Raw genomic sequence first — 19,506 nt, 5'->3', positions numbered from 1 at the left:
GGAGAAGCCGTGCCGCCTCTCGCATTGACGGCCGGCGATCCATCCGGGATTTCTCCTGAAATCGCCATCGCGGCGTGGCGCATGCGCGATGCCGCGAATGTACCGCCATTCTACCTCATTGCCGATCCAGCGCTGCTGTCAGCCCGGGCCCGCACCGCGGGACTTGACGTCAGGATCAGGGAAGTCGTGCCCTCCGGAGTCGGCTCGGTGTTTGCCGATGCGCTGCCCGTAGTTCCCCTGACGGCGCCGTTTGCCGATACGATCGGCAAACCCGACATGGCCAATGCGGCCGGCATCATCGAGTCCATCGATCGTGCCGTAGCCGATGTCTTCGATGGCGCCGCAAGCGCTGTCGTCACCTGCCCGGTCGCCAAGAAACCGCTCTATGACGCGGGTTTCAAGTTTCCCGGCCACACCGAGTATCTCGCGCATCTGGCTGCGGAGAGAACCGGCAAGCCGGTTGTCCCGGTGATGATGCTGGCCGGGCCGACCTTACGCGCGGTGCCGGTGACCATCCACATCGCGCTGGCCGACGTGCCGGCGGCGCTGACGACGAACGCCATCGTCACCACGTCCCGCATCACCGTTGCCGACCTGGTCGGCCGTTTCCGCATCCCGCGGCCCCGGCTGGCCATCGCTGGCCTCAATCCGCACGCCGGCGAAGGCGGCGCGATGGGCCGCGAGGACGAAGAGATCGTGCGTCCGGCCGTCGAGAAGCTGCGCACGGAAGGCATCGATGCCGTCGGCCCGCGGCCTGCCGACACCATGTTCCATGCCCGCGCCCGTGCCGGCTACGACGCGGCGATCTGTATGTATCACGATCAGGCGCTGATCCCCGCCAAGGCGCTCGCCTTCGATGAAACGGTGAACGTGACGCTCGGCCTGCCCTTCGTGCGGACCTCGCCCGACCACGGCACAGCCTTTGACATCGCCGGCAAGGCCTTGGCGCGTCCCGACAGCCTGATCGCCGCGTTGAAGATGGCGCATCGCCTTTCCAGCCACACGACAGGCCTCTCATGAGCGCCGACGGCCTGCCACCGTTGCGCGACGTCATCGAGCGGCATGGACTTGCCGCCAAGAAATCGCTCGGCCAGAATTTCCTGCTCGACCTCAACCTCACCGGCAAGATCGCCCGCGCCGCTGGAGATCTGACGCGGCATACGGTGATCGAGGTCGGCCCCGGCCCCGGCGGCCTCACCCGCGCATTGCTCCTGCATGGAGCCAGGAAGGTAGTCGCCATCGAGCGCGACGAACGCTGCCTCGCCGCTCTCGCCGAAATCTCGGCCCACTATCCAGGCCGGCTGGAGGTGATTGCCGGCGATGCGCTGAAAGCGGACTTTTCCGCGCTGGCAGACGATAAACCGGTGCGCATTGTCGCCAACCTGCCCTACAACATCGGCACCGAATTGCTGATCCGCTGGCTCACCGTGCCGCAATGGCCGCCCTTCTACGAATCGATGACCTTGATGTTCCAGCGCGAAGTCGCCGAGCGCATCGTCGCGCGTGTCGGCAATGACGCCTACGGGCGGCTTGGCATCCTCGCGGGCTGGCGGACCGAGGCGAAGATCGCCTTCGACGTGCCGCCGCAGGCCTTTACGCCACCGCCGAAGGTCACCTCCTCGGTGGTGCATCTCATCCCCCGCGCAGCACCGCTTCCCGCCGACGTGCGCAAGCTTGGCCGGGTTACCGAGGCGGCATTCGGACAACGCCGCAAGATGCTGCGCCAGAGCCTCAAGAGCCTGGGCGGCGAGCGGCTGCTCGAAGCCATGCACATCGACCCGACGCGCCGCGCCGAGACGCTGAGCATCGAGGAGTTCGTGCGGCTGGCGAACGCGGTCTGACGCGAGCTCAAACCTCTTTGTTAGCTTCCGGCCTTGGCATATAGCGCCACGGATCCAGGCAAGGCGCACCAAGCGCTTCGAAATGAGCAATATTTCGCGTAACCACGTGCAGATTGTGCTCCAGAGCCGTGGCCGCGATCATAGCATCCGCGGTCGGACGTTTCTCGGGCGTGGGCAAGCCTCCGGCGCGCAGTGCGACTGCGAGATCGAATGACAAGATACGATCGGCAAATTCCGGCAGGACGACCTCGTTTAGCCATCTTGCCAGATCAGCGGCGAACTCGGGATCCCTGTGCATTTCGCGTTGAATGCCGAAACGAAGTTCCATGATCGAGATTGAGGACAGGAATGCCTCATTCACATCGAAATCCCGCATGAAGTTCTGAAACGCGATTTCCTGCTTCTCCACTCTTCGGGCAGCGGAGATGACGGTCGTGTCCAGCAGCAACGGCATCAGAATTCGAATGTTCGCTCGTCGAAGCTGACGCGCGGCGGCTCGAAGCTCTTATCGTCAGTGGCTATGGGATCGCGCAAAGCATCGTAGAGCGTCTTTGGCTTCCGCCAGTTAGCTTCGAACTCGGCGTAGCTCACGAGCACATAGCTTGCCTCGCCGTGATCGGTTATGACCAAAGGCCGCTCTTCCGCCTTTTTCTTTGCCTTGCTCGGATTTTGGTTGAAGGCAGCGCTGGTCATGAAGGACATACGCATCGTCGTTTCCATGTAGTATTTTCTTTTTAAAAAGTACTACTTTCTTGGCCGCATTTCAAGGCGACAGATTCGAATGCGAAGTGAGAAGCAAATCATGCAACAGCTCGGAATTGTCCCACGCCTCTTTCCGCAGGTCGAAAGCGGAGAAAAGACCTCGACGATAAGATGGAGAGAGGCTCGCATCGAACCGGGGTACATGCGCTACATTTGCGACGGGGATCCTGCCAGAACGGCAATCGTCTGGGTAACGCGCTGCACCGACATGCCGTTGTCCAGTGCCGCCGCTTTCGTCGGCAAGGAACAGGAGTGGCCGAAACCGATTATGCTCGAAGGCATGCGCGAACACTATCCCGATATCCAGTGGGACGACCCGGTGCAGGTCATCGAATACCTGACGCCCGGCGAGACACGTCGACGCGATGATTTTCCGGCTAGTACCCATGGCTAAAACGCACTCGGAAGCTGACCTGGAAATGGAAAGTCCCCGCCTCCGCCTGAGGCATTGGCGGCCCGATGATCGCGCCTCTTTCGCCGCCATCAATGCGGAGCCGGAGGTGCAGCGCTATCTGGCGCCGATCACACGCGAGGGTTCGGATGCGATGCTCGACCGCATCGAGGCGCATTTCGCCGCACACGGTTGGGGATACTGGGCGCTGGAAGAGCGCCGTAGCGGCGCACTGATCGGACTGTGCGGGATGATGCATGTGCCCTTCGAAGCATTCTTCACGCCGGCCATCGAAATCGGCTGGCGTCTTTCCTCAGCTTGGCAGGGCAAGGGACTTGCCCGGGAAGCAGCGCAGACCGTTCTCGATGATGCTTTCGGCAGGCTCCGCCTTGATCGCGTGGTGAGTTTCACCGTTGCCGCCAACACGGCGTCCTGGGGATTGATGGAACGCCTCGGCATGCGCAGGATCGGCGATTTCGACAATCCCGGCCTGCCGGAAGGGCACCCGCTTCGCCACAATGTGGCCTACGAGATCCTGGCGCCATAACCGCCACGCAGCGGGACGTTACCAGGCCGATCGCAACGCGAGTTCGAGACCGAGCAGCAGCAGGCAGATCAGGAACCAGCGGCGGAAGGTTGCCGGGCTGATCCTGTCGCGCAGCCGCTGTCCCGCCCACATGCCGAGCAAGGCCGGCACCACCGCGAGCACGGACAGCACCAGGCCGTCGGCCTGCAACGCGCCACCGCGCGCCAGCCCGAGCGCCAGTGCGATTGTCGAGACGGTAAAGGACAGGCCGAGCGCCTGGACAAGATCGTCCTTGCTCAGTCCAAGCGCCTGCAGGTAAGGCACGGCGGGAATGACGAAAATGCCGGTTGCGCCAGTGACGATGCCGGTCGCCAGGCCGATCGCCGGCGACAAAAATCGCTCCAGGCGGGCCGGCACGGAGAGTTGGCGGGCGAGTAGGCTGAACCCGGCATAGACGACCAGCGTCAGGCCGAGTGCCGCAGTCGTCCATTGCTGGTTGCCGTCGGTCAACAGCGACGCGCCGGCCATGGTGCCGGCAACGATGCACAGCATCATCGGCCATAGCCTTTTCACCAGATGGAGCAGGCTCGGCCCGGCAAGCAGTTGCCAGATGTTGGTGACAAAGGACGGCACCAACAGCAGCGAGGTGGCCGCCACCGCCGGCATGAAGGCCCCGAGCAGGCCCATCGACACCGTTGGCAAACCCATTCCGGTCACGCCCTTGACGATGCCGGCCATGAAGAAGATCAGCGCCACGACGGCAACGAAATCGAGTGGAACTTCGGCCAGCGGAAGCATGCTTATGCCATACCACTGGCTTTCAGGGCGGTGACATGAAGCCAGTTTGTCGGCTCCCTGTCATAACCGCTGCCGATGTCGGCTTCGATCTCGACGCTGTCCCACTGAAACGCGCCATAAACCTCGCGCAGCCACTCGGGCGACGGATAATTATAATACCGCTGAAAACGGTCGCGACCTTCACGCGATCCAGCCTTGAAACTGGCATAAAAGACACCGCGCGGCCGCAGGGCGGCATGGATGCGTTCTATGATGCCTGGCAAATCGCGGCGCGGCACATGCAGCAGGCAGGCATTCGCCCAGACGCCGTCATAGTTGTCCTTTTCTTCGAGATGGCCGAACAACAGCACGCGGACCGGTCTGCCCAGTCGTTTCTCGGCTTCATGCGCGAGTTCGGCGCTGCCGTCGGTCGGCGTGACGTCGAAGCCTCTCGCCAGCATGGCCTGGCTGTCCTGGCCGCCGCCGCATCCGAGTTCGAGGATGGCGGCGCCCACCGGAAGCTTCGCCAGGAAAGGATCGAGGCGCGCGTCGTCGACGCCGCCCTGGCGGTCCGCATAGGCCTCCGCTTCCGTCGCGTAGAAGGCCAGGGTCGTCGGGTCCTTGGCTGCCACGGGATCTCCTCCGCCGGATGTCGGGCTAAACCACCTTCTCGTCGAGCAGGCCCGAGACAAAGTCGAACAGCCCCGGCCGGCGGTCGCGGCGCAAGCGCTCCACCGTGACGATCGCCCGCACCTCGGTATAGGCACGATCCAGATCGTCGTTGATGATGATGAAATCGTAATCGCGCCAATGCTCGATCTCGACGCGGGCATTGGTCAGCCTTGTTTCGATGACGGCTTCCTGGTCCTCCGCACGACGCTTCAGCCGTGCCTTCAGTTCCTGCATCGACGGCGGCAGGATGAAGATGGAGACGATGTCTGCCCGCATCTTTTCCTTGAGCTGCAAGGCACCCTGCCAGTCGATGTCGAACAGCATGTCCTGGCCCTTGGCCATTGCCGCCTCGACCGGCTCGCGCGGCGTCGCATAGAAATTGCCGTGCACCTCGGCCCATTCCAGCAGCGCATCGGAATCGCGCAGCCGGTCGAACTCCTTCTTGGAGACGAAGTGGTAATGGACGCCTTCGATCTCGCTTGGCCGGCGCGCCCGCGTGGTGACGCTGACCGAGAGAGAAAGGCCAAGTTCCTTCTCTTCCAAAAGGTTGCGAGCGATCGTCGATTTACCGGCGCCGGATGGCGACGACAGGACGAGCATCAGGCCGCGGCGGCGGATTGCGGCGGATGCGTCTTGGGCGGTCATTCGTCACTCCAGATTCTGGACCTGTTCGCGAAACTGGTCGACGACAGCCTTCAGTTCGAGCCCGGCGGCGGTAACCGCGGCAGCGTTCGCCTTGGAGCACAACGTATTCGATTCGCGGTTGAATTCCTGCGCCAGAAAATCAAGCTTGCGGCCGATCGGTCCACCATCGGCAAGCAGTTTGCGCGCCGAGGCGACGTGCGTCTTCAAGCGGTCGATTTCCTCGCGGATATCCGCCTTGGTGGCCAGGAACGCCGCCTCCATATGCAGGCGCTGCTCATCGAGATTGGCGCTGGCGTCCATCAACAGGCGCACCTGCTCGGTGATGCGTTCGCGGATCATTGCCGGCTCGCGCGATGGGTCGATCTCGGCGCGGTGGGTCAGCAGTTCGACGGTGTCGATGTGGCCGGCAAGCAATTCGCCGAGTGCCGCTCCCTCGGCCAGGCGTGCTTGTTCCAGCCCGGCAAGCGCGCTGTCGAGCGCGGTCAGGATCGCCGCGTCGGTCGCCGCACGCGTCTCCTCGTCCTCGATCGTTTCGGGCAGTTCCAGCACGCCGCGCAAGGCCAACAGCCCGTCGGCGCTGGGTGGCGTCGCGCCGAACTGTTCCTCGAGGCGCTTGGCGAGCCCCGCGAGGTCCTTCAGGAACGACTCGTTGACCACGGGCTGCACCTGGAGTCCGACTTTGGCGATGGTCAACGCGGCCTGGATGTTGCCGCGCGAAAACCGTTTCTGGATGGCCTGGCGAGCCGGCGCCTCGATGCGCTCGAAACCGGGCGGCAGGCGCAGCCGCGCCTCGACACCCTTGCCGTTGACCGACTTGACTTCCCACGCAATGACGGCGCCCGCTTCGTTGGCGGACGACCGTGCAAAGCCCGTCATGCTCTGCAAAGGCATCTATCCCCCCAATCCGCCTGCGTCCGTCCGCGTTACTGCGCGGCCGCCGGCTCCGCGTTTCCTCCGGCTTTCGCCGCCTCTTCCGCCTGTTTTTTCTCGAAGGCGCGGTAGCGCGCCACGTTGGCGTTGTGTTCTTCCAGCGTCGCGGCAAAGACGTGCCCACCGGTACCGTCGGCAACGAAATAAAGATCGCTGGTCTGCGACGGATTGGCGACCGCCTCGAGCGCCGCCTTGCCCGGATTGGCGATCGGCGTCGGCGGCAGGCCGTTGATCACATAGGTATTGTAGGGCGTGGCCTTGTCGATGTCCGACTGCCGGATCGGACGGTCGGAAGGTTTTCCCTTGCCGCCGAACAGGCCGTAGATGATCGTCGGATCCGACTGCAGCCGCATGTTCTTGTTCAGCCGGTTGATGAATACCGAAGCGACGCGCGAACGTTCATCGCCGCGTCCGGTTTCCTTCTCGACGATGGAGGCGAGCGTCACGAATTCGTCGACGCTGGCGATCGGCAGGCCTTCGGCCCGGCGTTCCCAGATTTCCTCCACCAGTTTCTTCTGGTCGGCCAGCATCTTGTCGACCACCTGCTGGCGCGAGGTACCGCGGGTGAAACGCATAGTATCGGCGGCAAGCGTTCCTTCCACCGGCATCGATGCCGGCATCTCGCCGCTCAAAGCTTCGCTGTCGGCGATACGCTGCCAGGCCTGGACGACCGTCAGGCCTTCCGGAATGGTCAGCGAATAAAGGATGGATTTTCCGCTCTTCAGCACTTCCATGATGTCGTGCATCGAGGCGCCGGCCTTGATTTCGTATTCGCCGGCCTTCAGCGAACCGTTATTGCCGTAGGCGCGCACGCCAACCTGGAAGACGCGCGCGTCGGTTATCAGGCCGCGCCGCTCGAGCTGGTCGGCGATTTCGGACACGCCGGTGCTCGGCTTTACCAGAAAGGTGCTGTTGGTCGCCGTCGGGCCAGGTGCCTCAAACGATTGCTTGCCGAAATAGACGATGAGGCCCGCGGCGAGCGTCACCATCATGATCGCCGACATCAGAAAATTCAGGAAAACCACGAACTGGTTGCGCGACTGTTTCGAGCGCCTCGCCTTGGCCGGAGGCGGTGTGCCGGTTTCGGGCCGCAGCGCATCGCTCGCCGACTTGGGAACGATCGGGTTCGGAGGGGTGGTACGCTGGCCGAAATCGCCCTGGTTCGCCGGAGTGGTATTCATCTTCCCACAGCACTTTCTCTTTCGATGAGTCCCGCCGAGAGACTAAATGCCAATTTGGCAAAATTCACGGCAGAGGCGCGCCTTGCGGCGCAACTCAGCCGGTGTAGCGCTGGAACACCAGCGAGGCATTCGTACCGCCGAATCCGAATGAATTGGAAAGCGCGACATCGATCTGGCGTTCGCGCGCCTTGTGCGGCACGAGATCGATCGCGGTTTCGACGGCTGGATTGTCGAGGTTGATGGTCGGCGGCGCGATGTTGTCGCGGATGGCCAGGATCGAGAAGATCGCTTCGGCGGCCCCGGCGGCGCCGAGAAGATGGCCGATCGCCGATTTGGTCGACGACATCGAGATTTTCGAGGCGGCGTTGCCGACCAGCCGTTCGACCGCGCCAAGCTCGATCGTATCGGCCATCGTCGATGTGCCGTGGGCGTTGATGTAGTCGACGTCGGCGGCCGTCAGCTTGGCGCGCTTCAGCGCGGCCGCCATGCAGCGATAGGCACCGTCGCCGTCTTCGGCTGGCGCGGTGATGTGATAGGCATCGCCGGTCAAGCCGTAGCCGGTCACTTCGGCGTAAATCTTGGCGCCACGCGCCTTGGCATGCTCGAGTTCTTCCAGGACCACTACGCCGGCGCCCTCGCCCATGACAAAACCGTCGCGGTCTCGGTCATAGGGGCGCGACGCCTGTTCCGGCGTGTCGTTGCGGTCGGTCGACAGTGCGCGGCAGGCGGCAAAGCCCGCGAGCGACAGCCTCGTCACCGGCGATTCCGCACCGCCGGCCAACATCACGTCGGCGTCGCCGAAGATGATCAGCCGGGCCGCGTCGCCGATGGCATGCGCCCCCGTCGAACAGGCGGTCACCACGGCATGATTCGGGCCTTTCAGCCCATGCCGGATAGAGACCTGGCCGGAGACCAGGTTGATGATGTTGCCGGGAATGAAGAAGGGGCTGACACGGCGCGGGCCGCGCTCGTGCAGGATCAGCGCCTGCTGGGAAATCCCTTCGATCCCGCCGATGCCGGAGCCGATCATCACGCCGGTTGCGTTGCGGTCTTCGTCGGTTTCCGGCTTCCAGCCGGAATCAGCCAGCGCCTCGTCGGCGGCGGCGATGCCGTAGAGGATGAAATCGCCGATCTTGCGCAGTTCCTTGGGTTCAAGCACTGCTTCGGGATTGAAGGTATTGTCGCTGCCGTCGCCGCGCGGAATGATGTGCGCGATCTTGCACGGCAGGTCTTCGACCTCGAATTCCGTAACCCGCCGGGCAGCGCTTCTGCCCGACAGGATGTTCTTCCATCCGTGCTCGACGCCCACCCCGAACGGGGAGAGCAGACCCATGCCGGTGACGACGACGCGCCTCATTGCAGGCTCTCGGATGCCGGTGGAGTTCTGGTAGACGTCAGGTCGACGCCTTGTCGATATACTTCACGGCGTCGCCCACGGTGAGAATGGTCTCGGCCGCGTCGTCCGGGATCTCGACGCCGAATTCTTCTTCGAACGCCATCACGAGCTCGACCGTATCCAGGCTGTCTGCGCCAAGGTCGTCGATGAAGCTTGCCGCCTCAGTGACCTTGTCGGCTTCCACGCCAAGATGCTCGACAACGATTTTCTTGACGCGTTCTGCGGTATCGCTCATGGGGGAACCCTCGTCTCTGTTAATTTGTCTTCGTTAGCGGCCCGATTGCCGCTAATCAAGCTGAAAGATTGTTTCCGCAAACGCGGAGGGATGCTGCGGGGCAATCAACCCCGAAACACCGGCTTGCGGGGCGCATTACACCAAAAACCGTTCGCGTCCAAGGCAAACGCCGCCTTTTCCCGACGAATTAGATCATCGCCATGCCGCCATTCACGTGAATGGTCTGGCCGGTGATGTAGCCGGCTTCGCTCGACGACAGATAGGCGACCGCGGAGGCGACTTCGCTGCCGGTGCCCATGCGTTTCATCGGGATGGCGCCGATGATCGCTTCTTTCTGCTTGTCGTTCAGCTTGCCGGTCATGGCCGATTCGATGAAGCCGGGCGCCACGCAGTTGACCGTAACGTTGCGGGTGGCGATCTCCTGCGCCAGCGATTTGGAGAAGCCGATCATGCCGGCCTTCGAGGCGCAGTAGTTCGCCTGTCCCGGATTGCCCATGACGCCCACCACCGAGGTGACGTTGACGATGCGGCCATAACGCCGGCGCATCATCGGATGCGTCAGTTCGCGGGTAAGCCGGAACACGGCGGTCAGATTGACCTCGATGACGGCATCCCAGTCCTCGTCGGACATGCGCACGAACAACCCGTCCTTGGTGATGCCGGCATTGTTGACCAGAATGTCGACGCCTTCGAGATCGGCCTCGGCCTTCTGGCCCAGCGCCTTCACCTCATCGCGATTGGACAGGTTGGCCGGGAACAGCTTGACCCGGTCGCCGAGTTCGCCCGCCAGCGCCTCCAATTTCTCTACGCGCGTGCCATGCAGCCCGACGATCGCGCCCTGCGCATGCAGCACCCGGGCGATCGCCTCGCCGATTCCCCCCGAAGCCCCGGTGACAAGCGCCTTCTTTCCAGTCAAGTCGAACATCTGTGAAACCTTTTCCTTCAAATCGGCTATCTGTACACGTTTCGCCGATTTCCAATCGCGACAACAAGAATGACGAGCTTCTTATCCTGGATATCGCAGATGATGCGAAAATCCCCTATTCGGTAACTCCAATAAGCAGCAAAAGAGCCCTTTAGTGCCTTACCCAGTTCCCTTGGGTTAGGGTGTTTCGCCAACCGATTTCGGAGAAATTCTTTAATTCTATCGCGACTTTGATGATCCAGCTTGTCAACGGCCTTGCGTGCGGTACGCGTGTATTCAAGCGTCCAAGTCACGCCAGAACTCCTCGTCGCTCAGGATTTCCTCCTCACCGCGGCGCACCCGTTCCATGACTTCCACAGCAAGGTAATAATCCTCGAGGTCCTCTAAGCCACGTTCGACCAATTCACGCAGATAATAGGCTTTGGTGCGTCCCGTGCGTTGGGCAAGCGCATTCAGGCGCGTCTCGGTCTCTTCCGACAGTCTGATGGATGTGGGCATCTCGAAACCTTATGCGATACATGTATTCAATGTATCGCATCTATCCTGTTTTCACAACTGACGCGGATCAGAGCGCCACCAGCGCCGCCTCGACATCGGACGGCGTATTGATGGCGGAGGTCGCGATGTCGCGGTTGATGCGCCGCGCCAGGCCAGAAAGAACCTTACCCGACCCAACTTCATAGAGCGTGGTCACGCCGTTCTGCCCGAACCATTCGACCGTTTCGCGCCAGCGCACCCGGCCCGTCACCTGCTCCACGAGACGCGCGACGATTTCCTCCACGTCGGTCAAAGGCTTCACCACCACGTTGGCCACGACCGGCACCAGCGGCGCCTGCTTTTTCACCTCGGCCAGCGCATTGCGCATGATCTCCGCCGCTGGCGCCATCAATTCCGAGTGGAACGGCGCCGACACGGACAGCATGATGACACGCTTGGCGCCCTTCTCGGTGCAGATCCGCCCCGCGTGATCGACGCCCGCCTTCGCCCCCGAGATCACCAATTGCCCGCCGCCATTGTCGTTGGCGATCTGGCAGGGCGATTGCCGTGCTGCCTCCGCGCAGGCTGCCTCGACGTCCGCCTGTTCGAGTCCCAGAACCGCGGCCATGGCGCCCTCGCCGGCTGGTACCGCCGCCTGCATGGCGTTGCCGCGAATGCGCAAAAGCCGCGCGGCATCGGCAACGGAAAACATTCCCGCCGCGGCAAGGGCCGAATATTCGCCGAGCGAATGGCCGGCCACGTAGGCAACCTTGTCCTTCAGGACGAAACCGCGCGCTTCCAGCGCCCGCAAAGCCGCCAGCGACACCGCCATCAGAGCGGGCTGCGCGTTCGCGGTCAGCGTCAGCGTCTCCTCGGGGCCTTCCCACATCACCTTGGACAGGTTTTCACCAAGCGCGTCGTCGACTTCCTGGAATACGGCGCGCGCTTCGGGAAACGCTTCCGCCAGATCCTTCCCCATCCCGACAGCCTGGCTGCCCTGCCCTGGAAAGGTGAATGCGATCGCCATTTTCCGCTTTCTCCGCCGCTTCGACGCCAAGCCTGTGCGGCAAGCAGGGGAGATGTGTCAAGGGCTACAGCAAAAGCTCCGAACAGGTCTTTTCCATCCTCGAAAACCTGGGTTCGCGAGCGCGGCAAGACCGTGGTCGCCTCCGCTGCCGGCAGGTGGAGCGCGATTCCGGCAAGAACGGTTACGATACTGTCTGCAAAGCGAGCAGCGATCGCTAACCGTACCCGCGGGTACGGTTTTCCTTTGCGCCCGCTTCCGAATGCCGCTATCAATCGCCTTCGCGCCTCTGGCGTCTTTCTTTTTCCAGCATGGTGAAGCCCAAATGCCCGCCTATAGATCTCGTACCACCACCCACGGCCGCAACATGGCCGGCGCCCGCGGCCTGTGGCGCGCCACCGGCATGAAGGATGGCGATTTCGGCAAGCCGATCATCGCGGTGGTGAATTCCTTCACGCAGTTCGTGCCGGGCCATGTGCACCTCAAGGATCTCGGCCAGCTTGTCGCCCGCGAGATCGAAAGCGCCGGCGGCGTCGCCAAGGAATTCAACACCATCGCGGTCGACGACGGCATCGCCATGGGCCATGACGGCATGCTCTATTCGCTCCCCAGCCGTGAGATCATCGCCGACTCGGTCGAATACATGGTCAACGCGCATTGCGCCGACGCCATGGTCTGCATCTCCAACTGCGACAAGATCACACCCGGTATGCTGAACGCCGCGATGCGCCTCAATATCCCCGTGGTGTTTGTCTCCGGCGGCCCGATGGAAGCCGGCAAGGCGATGGTCAAGGGCAAGCTGCAGGCGCTCGACCTGGTCGACGCCATGGTGATGGCGGCCGACGACAAATATTCCGACGAAGAAGTGCAGGCTGTCGAGGAAGCAGCCTGCCCGACCTGCGGCTCATGCTCGGGCATGTTCACCGCCAACTCGATGAACTGCCTGACCGAGGCGCTCGGTCTGTCGCTGCCCGGCAACGGCTCGACGCTCGCCACCCATTCCGACCGTAAGCGCCTGTTCGTCGAGGCCGGCCACCTGATCGTCGATCTCGCCCGCCGCTATTACGAGCAGGATGACGAGACGGCCCTGCCGCGTTCCATCGCCACCAAGGCGGCGTTCGAGAACGCCATGGCGCTCGACATCGCGATGGGCGGCTCGACCAACACGGTGCTGCACATCCTGGCCGCCGCGCATGAGGGCGGCGTCGACTTCACCATGGACGACATCGACGCGCTGTCGCGAAAAGTTCCGGTGCTGTGCAAGGTCGCACCGGCGAAGAACGACGTGCATATGGAAGACGTCCACCGCGCCGGCGGCATCATGGCGATCCTGGGCCAGCTTGACCGGGCCGGGCTGATCAACCGCGAAGAGCCGACGATCCACGCCGTCACGCTCGGCGATGCGCTCGACCAGTGGGACATCAGCCGCACCAATTCGGAGAATGTGCGCCAGTTCTTCATGGCGGCGCCCGGCGGCGTGCGCACCACCCAGGCCTTCTCGCAATCCAACCGCTGGGCCGAACTCGACCTCGACCGTAAGACGGGCGCCATCCGCTCGCCCGAGAACCCGTTCTCCAGGGACGGCGGACTGGCCGTGCTGAAGGGCAACGTCGCCATCGACGGCTGCATCGTGAAGACGGCCGGCGTCGACGAGTCGATCCTGAAGTTTTCCGGTCCGGCGCGAGTGTTCGAAAGCCAGGACGCCAGCGTGAAGGCGATCCTGTCCAACCAGATCAATGAGGGCGACGTCATCGTCATCCGCTACGAAGGCCCGCGCGGCGGCCCCGGCATGCAGGAAATGCTGTATCCGACCAGTTATCTGAAGTCGAAAGGCCTCGGCAAGGCCTGCGCGCTGCTGACGGACGGGCGTTTTTCCGGTGGCACCTCGGGCTTGTCCATCGGCCACGTCTCCCCGGAAGCGGCAGACGGCGGTACGATCGGCCTGGTGCGCGAAGGGGACAGGATCGAGATCGACATCCCGAACCGGACGATCCATCTGGCGGTGGACGACGCGGAACTTGCCGCGCGACGCGCCCAACAGGACGCGAAGGGCTGGAAGCCGGTGGAAAAGCGCAAACGCAAGATCACCGACGCGCTGCGCGTCTACGCCGCCTTCGCCACCAGTGCCGCGCGCGGCGCGGTCCGGGATCTGGGCGACGCCGAATAGCGACACAGCGGGCCGAAACATCTGGTCGAGGCCCGAATCATGGCTGGCGGCGATACCGAAGTGGTGGTGATCGGCGGCGGCGCGGCGGGTATAGCCGCGGCGCGCCGCTTGCACGACGCCGGCGTTGATTGCCTCCTCATCGAGGCGCGGCAGCGGCTTGGCGGCCGCGCCTGGACGATAGACCGCGATGTTCCTGTCGATCTCGGCTGTGGCTGGCTGCATTCGGCCGAGCGCAATCCCTGGGTGGAGATCGCACAAGCGCAGGGCCGCGCCATCGACCGTTCGCCGCCGCCATGGACGCGGCCACTGTTTAATTCCGCCTATTCGGCCGCCGACCGTGCCGATTTTGTTGAAACCCTGGAGGCATTCCGCCACCGGGTGGGCGAGTTTGGCGACGCGGAACCCGACCGCCCCGCCTCCGCTTTCGTCGACCTGTCCGGACGCTGGGCGAAACTCATCGACGCGGTCAGTACCTATTACAGCGGCGTCGAGCTCGATCGCGTGTCGGCCCGCGATCTCGGCCGTTACGCCGACGACGGCGTCAACTGGCGGATCCCGCAAGGATACGGCGCTACGGTCGCTGCCCATGCCGCCGGATTGCGCGTCGTGCTCGGCTGCCCTGTCCGTCGCGTCGACCACGGCGGACAACGCCTGGCGATCGAGACGGCAGATGGCACCGTCACAGCCGATGCCGCGATCGTCACCCTGCCGACCAGCCTGCTCGCCAAGGAGGAATTGGTGTTCGCCCCTGCACTTCCGGAGAAGACCGAGGCGGCGGCGGGGTTGCCGCTCGGGCTGGCCGACAAGTTGTATCTCTCGCTCTCCAACGCCGAGGAATTCGACACGGACCGCAGCTTCAACGGCCGCACCGACCGCACCGAAACCGCCGCCTACCAGGTGAGGCCGCTCGACCGGCCGCTGATCGAATGCTATTTCGGCGGTGGGCTGGCGGCCGGCCTGGAAGCCGGCGGCCGGGCGGCATTCCACGACTTCGCCGTCAGCGAACTCACCGGCCTGTTCGGCAACGATTTCGCGCGCCGGGTGAAGCCCATCCATCACCATTCATGGCTCGCCGATCCATTTTCGCGCGGCTCATATTCCTGCGCCTTGCCCGGCAAGGCCGATTGCCGCGCGACCCTTGCCACCCCAGTCGACGGGCGGCTGTTCTTCGCCGGCGAGGCCTGCTCGAAACACGATTTCTCCACCGCGCACGGCGCCTACCTCACCGGAATCACTGCCGCGGATCAGGTGCTTTCGGCGCGCAAGGACAAGCCGATTTGACGGACGATCCGGCCCGAAATACGCTCGCCCAACATTTAGACTGGATCGCAAAGCAAAATTTAACCATATTTGCCCATCTTTTGACGGACTGATGGTCAAACGGGGACAATTCGGGGATTAACAGTTCCTTAACGGCATACCAGTTTGGGGTGCTCCGAATAAAATTTGGTTGGTACGTTTGTGTTGAGTAGCTTTGTTCACTCGAAGTCTTTCGGCGGGTTGATGCGCCTGCTTCTGGTCACCTCCTTCTGCACCGCCTTTGCTGGTGGAGCCCTGTGGGCCAGTCACAACATGCTCACCGCCGGCGCTTCGCTGGCCTCCGAATCCAGTTCCTTCTCCTTCAGCGCTTCGAAACGGCAGTTTCTCGCCACCACCGGTCGATCGGACCGCCGCGTGGCCGCGCTGGACAGCGGTGGCGAGTCGGCAAAGGCCGAAAGGCTCGCCGTGGCGTCGGCACATCAGGCCTCTGCCGCCAAGCCCACCATCGAGGCCGAAAAAGCCGCGCGCCACGTCCTGAAAGGCAGTGCCGCCGCCAGTTTCGCGCCGGCGGCAAACGCGACGCTCGATCAGCGCTTCGACCGCGTGGTCGAGCAGGCGGCATTGACACCGGAGAAGCTGGCAAGCCTGTTCGGCACCACCAAGCCGGTAAAGACGGCAAGGGCGTCGGCCAGGAAATTGAAGGCACCGGCGCCGGAACGTTTCGCGTCGCTAACCCCGGCTATCGGCCAGTTGCCGCACCTGGCAATGGCCTATGCCGACCCGTCACAGGCCGGCAGCGCCGGCGCGCTTGCCGCACTTTCGACCGTCGCGCCGACAATGGACGACAGCGAAATTTACGGGGACGAATCCGATTTCGGCGTCGAGGACGATACGGCGATCCTGCCCGACAGCGAGGAAATGCCGTCCGACGTGCCGCTGCCGATGCCGCGCCCGCGCACCGAACAGGCGGCAAAGCCGGCTCAGCCGGCCAACGAGGAGCCGGAAGCGCCCAACGCACTGAAACTCGTCGAAAAGGCGCCGAAGGCGAAGGAACAGAAGCTCGCCTTCGCGCGACCGAACAATCCGGATCGGGACCACTCCGGCGGCGGTCTCGGCAACACGTTCCGGAAGCTTTTCAACCGCCCGAAGGCCGGCAATGGCGTCGCCGTCTACGACATCAGCGCGGCGAAGGTCTACATGCCCGACGGCAGCGTGCTCGAGGCGCATTCGGGCATCGGCAAGATGGCCGACAATCCGCGCTACGTGCATGTCAAGATGAACGGGCCGACGCCGCCGCACACCTACAATCTCAAGATGCGCGAAAAGCGCTTTCACGGCGTCGAAGCCATCCGCATGCTGCCGGTCGACGGCAAGAACAAGCATGGCCGTGACGGCTTCCTCACGCACAGCTATCTCTTGCGCGGCGGTCGCGCGGAATCGCATGGCTGCGTCGCCTTCAAGGACTACAAGCGCTTTCTCAACGCCTTCAAGCAGGGCAAGGTCAGGCAGCTTGTCGTGGTGCCGGGCAATGGTGGCGGCGGCAATGTGCGTGTCGCCAAGAACGGCGGCAGCGCCTGACCCTCGCATCTCCCGTCGCCTCGTGTGCGGTGCCTCGGGACACTTCCATCCCGACCATGGCATCCTGACCATGGCGCTGGCGTCCGACATATCCTAACCTTCCGCGGAAGCATGCGTCGGTTATACCGGCGCGCATGATACAGGGAGTGTTTTGTGATGGACGAAGCCAATCCATGGCGCCACATGAAGAATGCGCCGAGGGACGGCAGCCGCATCCTAGTGACAGTGAGGCCCACGGAGCAGGGTCCGGCCGAGATCGACGTGGCCTATTGGTCGCGGGCCGACCAGTTCGGCATCGAGGGCTGGCGCTCCGCCGATTCCCACCCCGGACAGATCATCGGATACGCCGACCCGGAACTGAAATGCTGGATGCCGTTGCCCGCGCCGAATGCCGGCGGCGCCGATATACCGGCACCCTGGGAAGGAGAGGACGCCGAGGAACTCTACGGATCGGGTATTTGACCCTCGCCGCCGGTCCGCGACAAACGCTACCGGCAGATGCCGCGATAACACGAAAACGCCCGCCCGCCGACCGTGCCGGTGGTGCGGCCGTCGGCATCGGTCCAGGCGCTGACCGCCTCGCCTCCGATGGTGCCGGTCGTGGTGCCGTCCGCATCGACGCGCAGCGCAACCTGTCTGCCGTTCAGCGATCCACGGATCGAAGTTCCGGCCTCGTTGCCGCTGAAAGTGACGGCGCCGGCCGCGCAGCCCGCGCTGAGCAGCAATGCGGCGAGGAGAAGATTCTTCATAGCCGCAGCAGGCTACCCGAATTCGGCAAGACAAAGGCATTGCTGCCGCGGCACGGGCCGCGCTTGCCTTTCCCTCAAGCCTCCTGTAAGAGCCACCGCAATCTGCCGGTCCCAGCTGGGGGCTGAACGGAGGGCCGGAGGTTTTCGCAAGGAAACCGCCGTCGCGAAGGCAAAAGCCTTCCGCCTCCCGTGTCTCCGCTCTCGACCGTCTCGACATGCGCCTTTCTTCTCCTGAGGTGGCCTTTGGCCCTCGAGGGATCAGAGAAGTTGCAGAGGCTTTAGCCGCCGGGAACCGGGAGAGAAACGAAGAAAAGGCAAGACAATGGCTCTATACGAACATGTGTTTCTTGCCCGTCAGGACCTCTCGCAGCAGCAGGTCGACGCGCTTGTCGAACAGTACAAGGGTGTCGTCGAAGCGAATGGCGGGTCGGTCGGCCGGGTCGAGAACTGGGGACTGAAGTCCCTCACCTACCGGGTCAACAAGAACCGGAAGGCTTACTACACACTGATGGACCTCACCTGCCCTCCGGCAGCCCTCAACGAGATGGAACGCCAGATGGGCCTCTCGGAAGACGTGCTGCGCTTCCTGACCATCAAGGTCGACAAGCACGAGGAAGGCGTTTCGGCGATGATGCAGAAGCGCGAAGAGCGCTCGGACCGCGGCGACCGTGGTTTCGGCGATCGTGACCGTGGGCCGCGCTCGTTCGGCGACCGTGACCGCGGCGATCGCGGCGACCGTCCGCCGCGCTCGTTCGGCGACCGCGACGACCGTGGCCCGCGCCGTCCGCGCGAAGGCGTTGAAGGGGGTGCAGAATAATGGTCGACATCAACCAGATCCCCACCCGGCGCCCGTTCCATCGCCGCCGCAAGACCTGCCCGTTCTCCGGCGCCAACGCACCGAAGATCGACTACAAGGACGTGCGTCTCCTGCAGCGCTACATTTCCGAGCGCGGCAAGATCGTGCCGTCGCGCATCACCGCCGTCAGCCAGAAGAAGCAGCGCGAACTCGCCAAGGCGATCAAGCGCGCCCGTTTCCTCGGCCTGCTGCCCTACGTGGTGAAGTAAACAGCGCCGGGGACAGTTTTTACTGTCCCCGGTATCAACCGCTTCGGGAGCGGACAAAATCCCGAGTTGGGGCCGGCAACGGCCTCTAACTGCCGACAGGCAGGACAGCGAAACCGGATGCAATCTGCGTCCTTTCTCTTCCTGACCTGTTCCGATTTTTACCGCGGCCGACGCCGCAAACGAAGGAACAAAGAGATGGAAGTCATTCTTCTCGAACGCATTTCCCGCATCGGCCAGATGGGCGACACCGTCAAGGTCAAGGACGGCTTTGCCCGCAATTTCCTGCTGCCGAAAGGCAAGGCGCTGCGCGCCAACGAAGCCAACAAGAAGAAGTTCGAAGGCCAGCGCGCACAACTCGAGGCCCGCAACCTCGAAAAGAAGTCGGAAGCCCAGCAGGTTGCCGACAAGCTTGACGGCAAAAGCTTCGTCGTCGTCCGTTCGGCCGGCGAAACCGGCCAGCTTTACGGTTCGGTGTCGACCCGCGACATCGCCGACATCCTGAACGCCGAAGGCTTCACGGTTTCGCGCAACCAGATCGAGCTCAACCAGCCGATCAAGGCGATCGGCCTCACCAACGTGGCGGTCGCGCTGCATCCGGAAGTCGAGGTGACGATCACGCTCAACATCGCCCGCACGGCCGACGAAGCCGAGCGCCAGGCAAAGGGCGAGACGCTCACCACCGCCGAAGCCATCTATGGCGACGACATCAACGAGAACGCCCGTCCGGATAGCTTCTTCGACCCCAACGAAGACGGCGCCGGCGAGGAAGCAGAAACGGAAGCCTGATTTCTCGGCTGTCCATCGAACCAAAAAGCCCGGGCCAGTGCCCGGGCTTTTTTTGTGCCAGAGGAACTTTACCGCTTTTCCATGATTTAAAACGGTGCACGATCTGACCACATGTTCGG

At 63.3% G+C, this 19,506-nt stretch carries 25 protein-coding genes; 11 read left to right on the top strand and 14 right to left on the bottom strand.

Annotated features, from left to right (window positions below; all coding sequences use genetic code 11):
- Positions 1 to 9: 9 nt before the first annotated feature.
- A complete protein-coding gene (gene pdxA, locus OHD58_RS09725; protein WP_263803020.1) occupies positions 10 to 1,020 on the top strand; it encodes a 4-hydroxythreonine-4-phosphate dehydrogenase PdxA in 1,011 nt (336 codons plus the stop codon).
- Positions 1,017 to 1,841, top strand: coding sequence for a 16S rRNA (adenine(1518)-N(6)/adenine(1519)-N(6))-dimethyltransferase RsmA (rsmA, locus tag OHD58_RS09720; RefSeq protein ID WP_263803018.1), 825 nt, complete (start codon positions 1,017 to 1,019; stop codon positions 1,839 to 1,841). Before pdxA ends, rsmA begins: the two co-directional genes overlap by 4 nt.
- Positions 1,842 to 1,848: 7 nt before the next feature.
- Here the strand turns inward: rsmA and OHD58_RS09715 are convergent, their stop codons facing one another.
- Positions 1,849 to 2,295 (bottom strand): type II toxin-antitoxin system VapC family toxin, encoded by a 447-nt coding sequence (locus tag OHD58_RS09715; protein WP_263803017.1) that lies wholly within the window; start codon positions 2,293 to 2,295, stop codon positions 1,849 to 1,851.
- Entirely contained in the window at positions 2,295 to 2,549 is a 255-nt protein-coding gene (locus OHD58_RS09710) for a type II toxin-antitoxin system Phd/YefM family antitoxin (protein ID WP_263803016.1), read from the bottom strand. Before OHD58_RS09710 ends, OHD58_RS09715 begins: the two co-directional genes overlap by 1 nt.
- A 94-nt stretch (positions 2,550 to 2,643) precedes the next feature.
- On the opposite strand from OHD58_RS09710, the gene OHD58_RS09705 reads away from it, so the two are divergent.
- Entirely contained in the window at positions 2,644 to 2,997 is a 354-nt protein-coding gene (locus OHD58_RS09705; RefSeq protein WP_263803015.1) for an ASCH domain-containing protein, read from the top strand.
- 19 nt (positions 2,998 to 3,016) lie between these two features.
- Positions 3,017 to 3,541, top strand: coding sequence for a GNAT family N-acetyltransferase (locus OHD58_RS09700; RefSeq protein WP_263803583.1), 525 nt, complete (start codon positions 3,017 to 3,019; stop codon positions 3,539 to 3,541).
- Between the two features lie 18 nt (positions 3,542 to 3,559).
- On the opposite strand, the gene OHD58_RS09695 is transcribed toward OHD58_RS09700, so the two are convergent.
- The 11 genes from OHD58_RS09695 to fabD form a co-directional block, all read right to left on the bottom strand.
- Positions 3,560 to 4,318, bottom strand: a complete 759-nt coding sequence (locus OHD58_RS09695) for a sulfite exporter TauE/SafE family protein (protein ID WP_263803014.1) — start codon at positions 4,316 to 4,318, stop codon at positions 3,560 to 3,562.
- Between the two features lie 2 nt (positions 4,319 to 4,320).
- Positions 4,321 to 4,929, bottom strand: coding sequence for a class I SAM-dependent methyltransferase (locus OHD58_RS09690; protein ID WP_263803013.1), 609 nt, complete (start codon positions 4,927 to 4,929; stop codon positions 4,321 to 4,323).
- 25 nt (positions 4,930 to 4,954) lie between these two features.
- Positions 4,955 to 5,614: a guanylate kinase gene (gmk, locus tag OHD58_RS09685; RefSeq protein ID WP_263803012.1), complete on the bottom strand. Its 660-nt coding sequence runs from the start codon at positions 5,612 to 5,614 to the stop codon at positions 4,955 to 4,957.
- A gap of 3 nt (positions 5,615 to 5,617) precedes the next feature.
- Complete coding sequence (locus tag OHD58_RS09680) at positions 5,618 to 6,505, bottom strand: YicC/YloC family endoribonuclease (RefSeq protein ID WP_263803011.1); 888 nt, start codon at positions 6,503 to 6,505, stop codon at positions 5,618 to 5,620.
- Positions 6,506 to 6,537: 32 nt separating this feature from the next.
- Complete coding sequence (gene mltG, locus OHD58_RS09675; RefSeq protein WP_263803010.1) at positions 6,538 to 7,725, bottom strand: endolytic transglycosylase MltG; 1,188 nt, start codon at positions 7,723 to 7,725, stop codon at positions 6,538 to 6,540.
- Positions 7,726 to 7,819: 94 nt separating this feature from the next.
- Positions 7,820 to 9,082: a beta-ketoacyl-ACP synthase II gene (fabF, locus tag OHD58_RS09670; RefSeq protein ID WP_263803008.1), complete on the bottom strand. Its 1,263-nt coding sequence runs from the start codon at positions 9,080 to 9,082 to the stop codon at positions 7,820 to 7,822.
- Between the two features lie 37 nt (positions 9,083 to 9,119).
- On the bottom strand, positions 9,120 to 9,356 hold the full coding sequence (locus tag OHD58_RS09665; protein ID WP_263803007.1) for an acyl carrier protein: 237 nt from the start codon (positions 9,354 to 9,356) through the stop codon (positions 9,120 to 9,122).
- A gap of 187 nt (positions 9,357 to 9,543) precedes the next feature.
- Positions 9,544 to 10,281 (bottom strand): 3-oxoacyl-[acyl-carrier-protein] reductase, encoded by a 738-nt coding sequence (fabG, locus tag OHD58_RS09660; RefSeq protein ID WP_263803006.1) that lies wholly within the window; start codon positions 10,279 to 10,281, stop codon positions 9,544 to 9,546.
- 26 nt (positions 10,282 to 10,307) lie between these two features.
- Positions 10,308 to 10,574, bottom strand: a complete 267-nt coding sequence (locus tag OHD58_RS09655; protein ID WP_263803005.1) for a type II toxin-antitoxin system RelE family toxin — start codon at positions 10,572 to 10,574, stop codon at positions 10,308 to 10,310.
- Positions 10,558 to 10,779, bottom strand: coding sequence for a DUF6290 family protein (locus tag OHD58_RS09650; protein WP_263803004.1), 222 nt, complete (start codon positions 10,777 to 10,779; stop codon positions 10,558 to 10,560). Before OHD58_RS09650 ends, OHD58_RS09655 begins: the two co-directional genes overlap by 17 nt.
- Positions 10,780 to 10,846: 67 nt before the next feature.
- The gene (gene fabD, locus OHD58_RS09645; protein WP_263803003.1) at positions 10,847 to 11,785 is read right to left on the bottom strand and encodes an ACP S-malonyltransferase; all 939 of its coding nucleotides are present in this window, start codon (positions 11,783 to 11,785) and stop codon (positions 10,847 to 10,849) included.
- A gap of 322 nt (positions 11,786 to 12,107) precedes the next feature.
- Here fabD and ilvD point away from each other — a divergent pair, with 322 nt between their 5' ends.
- From ilvD to OHD58_RS09625, 4 genes are all read left to right on the top strand, one after another.
- Complete coding sequence (gene ilvD, locus OHD58_RS09640) at positions 12,108 to 13,949, top strand: dihydroxy-acid dehydratase (RefSeq protein WP_263803002.1); 1,842 nt, start codon at positions 12,108 to 12,110, stop codon at positions 13,947 to 13,949.
- Between the two features lie 39 nt (positions 13,950 to 13,988).
- Positions 13,989 to 15,230, top strand: a complete 1,242-nt coding sequence (locus OHD58_RS09635; protein ID WP_263803001.1) for a flavin monoamine oxidase family protein — start codon at positions 13,989 to 13,991, stop codon at positions 15,228 to 15,230.
- 222 nt (positions 15,231 to 15,452) lie between these two features.
- Positions 15,453 to 16,787: a DUF2778 domain-containing protein gene (locus tag OHD58_RS09630; RefSeq protein ID WP_263802999.1), complete on the top strand. Its 1,335-nt coding sequence runs from the start codon at positions 15,453 to 15,455 to the stop codon at positions 16,785 to 16,787.
- 156 nt (positions 16,788 to 16,943) lie between these two features.
- The gene (locus OHD58_RS09625) at positions 16,944 to 17,249 is read left to right on the top strand and encodes a hypothetical protein (protein ID WP_263802998.1); all 306 of its coding nucleotides are present in this window, start codon (positions 16,944 to 16,946) and stop codon (positions 17,247 to 17,249) included.
- Positions 17,250 to 17,275: 26 nt separating this feature from the next.
- On the opposite strand, the gene OHD58_RS09620 is transcribed toward OHD58_RS09625, so the two are convergent.
- Positions 17,276 to 17,536 (bottom strand): hypothetical protein, encoded by a 261-nt coding sequence (locus OHD58_RS09620; RefSeq protein WP_263802996.1) that lies wholly within the window; start codon positions 17,534 to 17,536, stop codon positions 17,276 to 17,278.
- Positions 17,537 to 17,858: 322 nt separating this feature from the next.
- On the opposite strand from OHD58_RS09620, the gene rpsF reads away from it, so the two are divergent.
- From rpsF to rplI, 3 genes are all read left to right on the top strand, one after another.
- Entirely contained in the window at positions 17,859 to 18,353 is a 495-nt protein-coding gene (gene rpsF / locus OHD58_RS09615; protein ID WP_263802995.1) for a 30S ribosomal protein S6, read from the top strand.
- A complete protein-coding gene (rpsR, locus tag OHD58_RS09610; RefSeq protein WP_019170551.1) occupies positions 18,353 to 18,601 on the top strand; it encodes a 30S ribosomal protein S18 in 249 nt (82 codons plus the stop codon). Before rpsF ends, rpsR begins: the two co-directional genes overlap by 1 nt.
- A 195-nt stretch (positions 18,602 to 18,796) precedes the next feature.
- Positions 18,797 to 19,387, top strand: a complete 591-nt coding sequence (rplI, locus tag OHD58_RS09605) for a 50S ribosomal protein L9 (protein ID WP_263802990.1) — start codon at positions 18,797 to 18,799, stop codon at positions 19,385 to 19,387.
- Positions 19,388 to 19,506: the final 119 nt, after the last annotated feature.

It is taken from the genome of Mesorhizobium sp. ZC-5 (assembly GCF_025753855.1).
Taxonomy (GTDB): Bacteria; Pseudomonadota; Alphaproteobacteria; order Rhizobiales; family Rhizobiaceae; genus Neomesorhizobium.
Note: the sequence above shows the minus strand (reverse complement) of the source record. Positions and strands in the feature narration are given on the sequence as shown.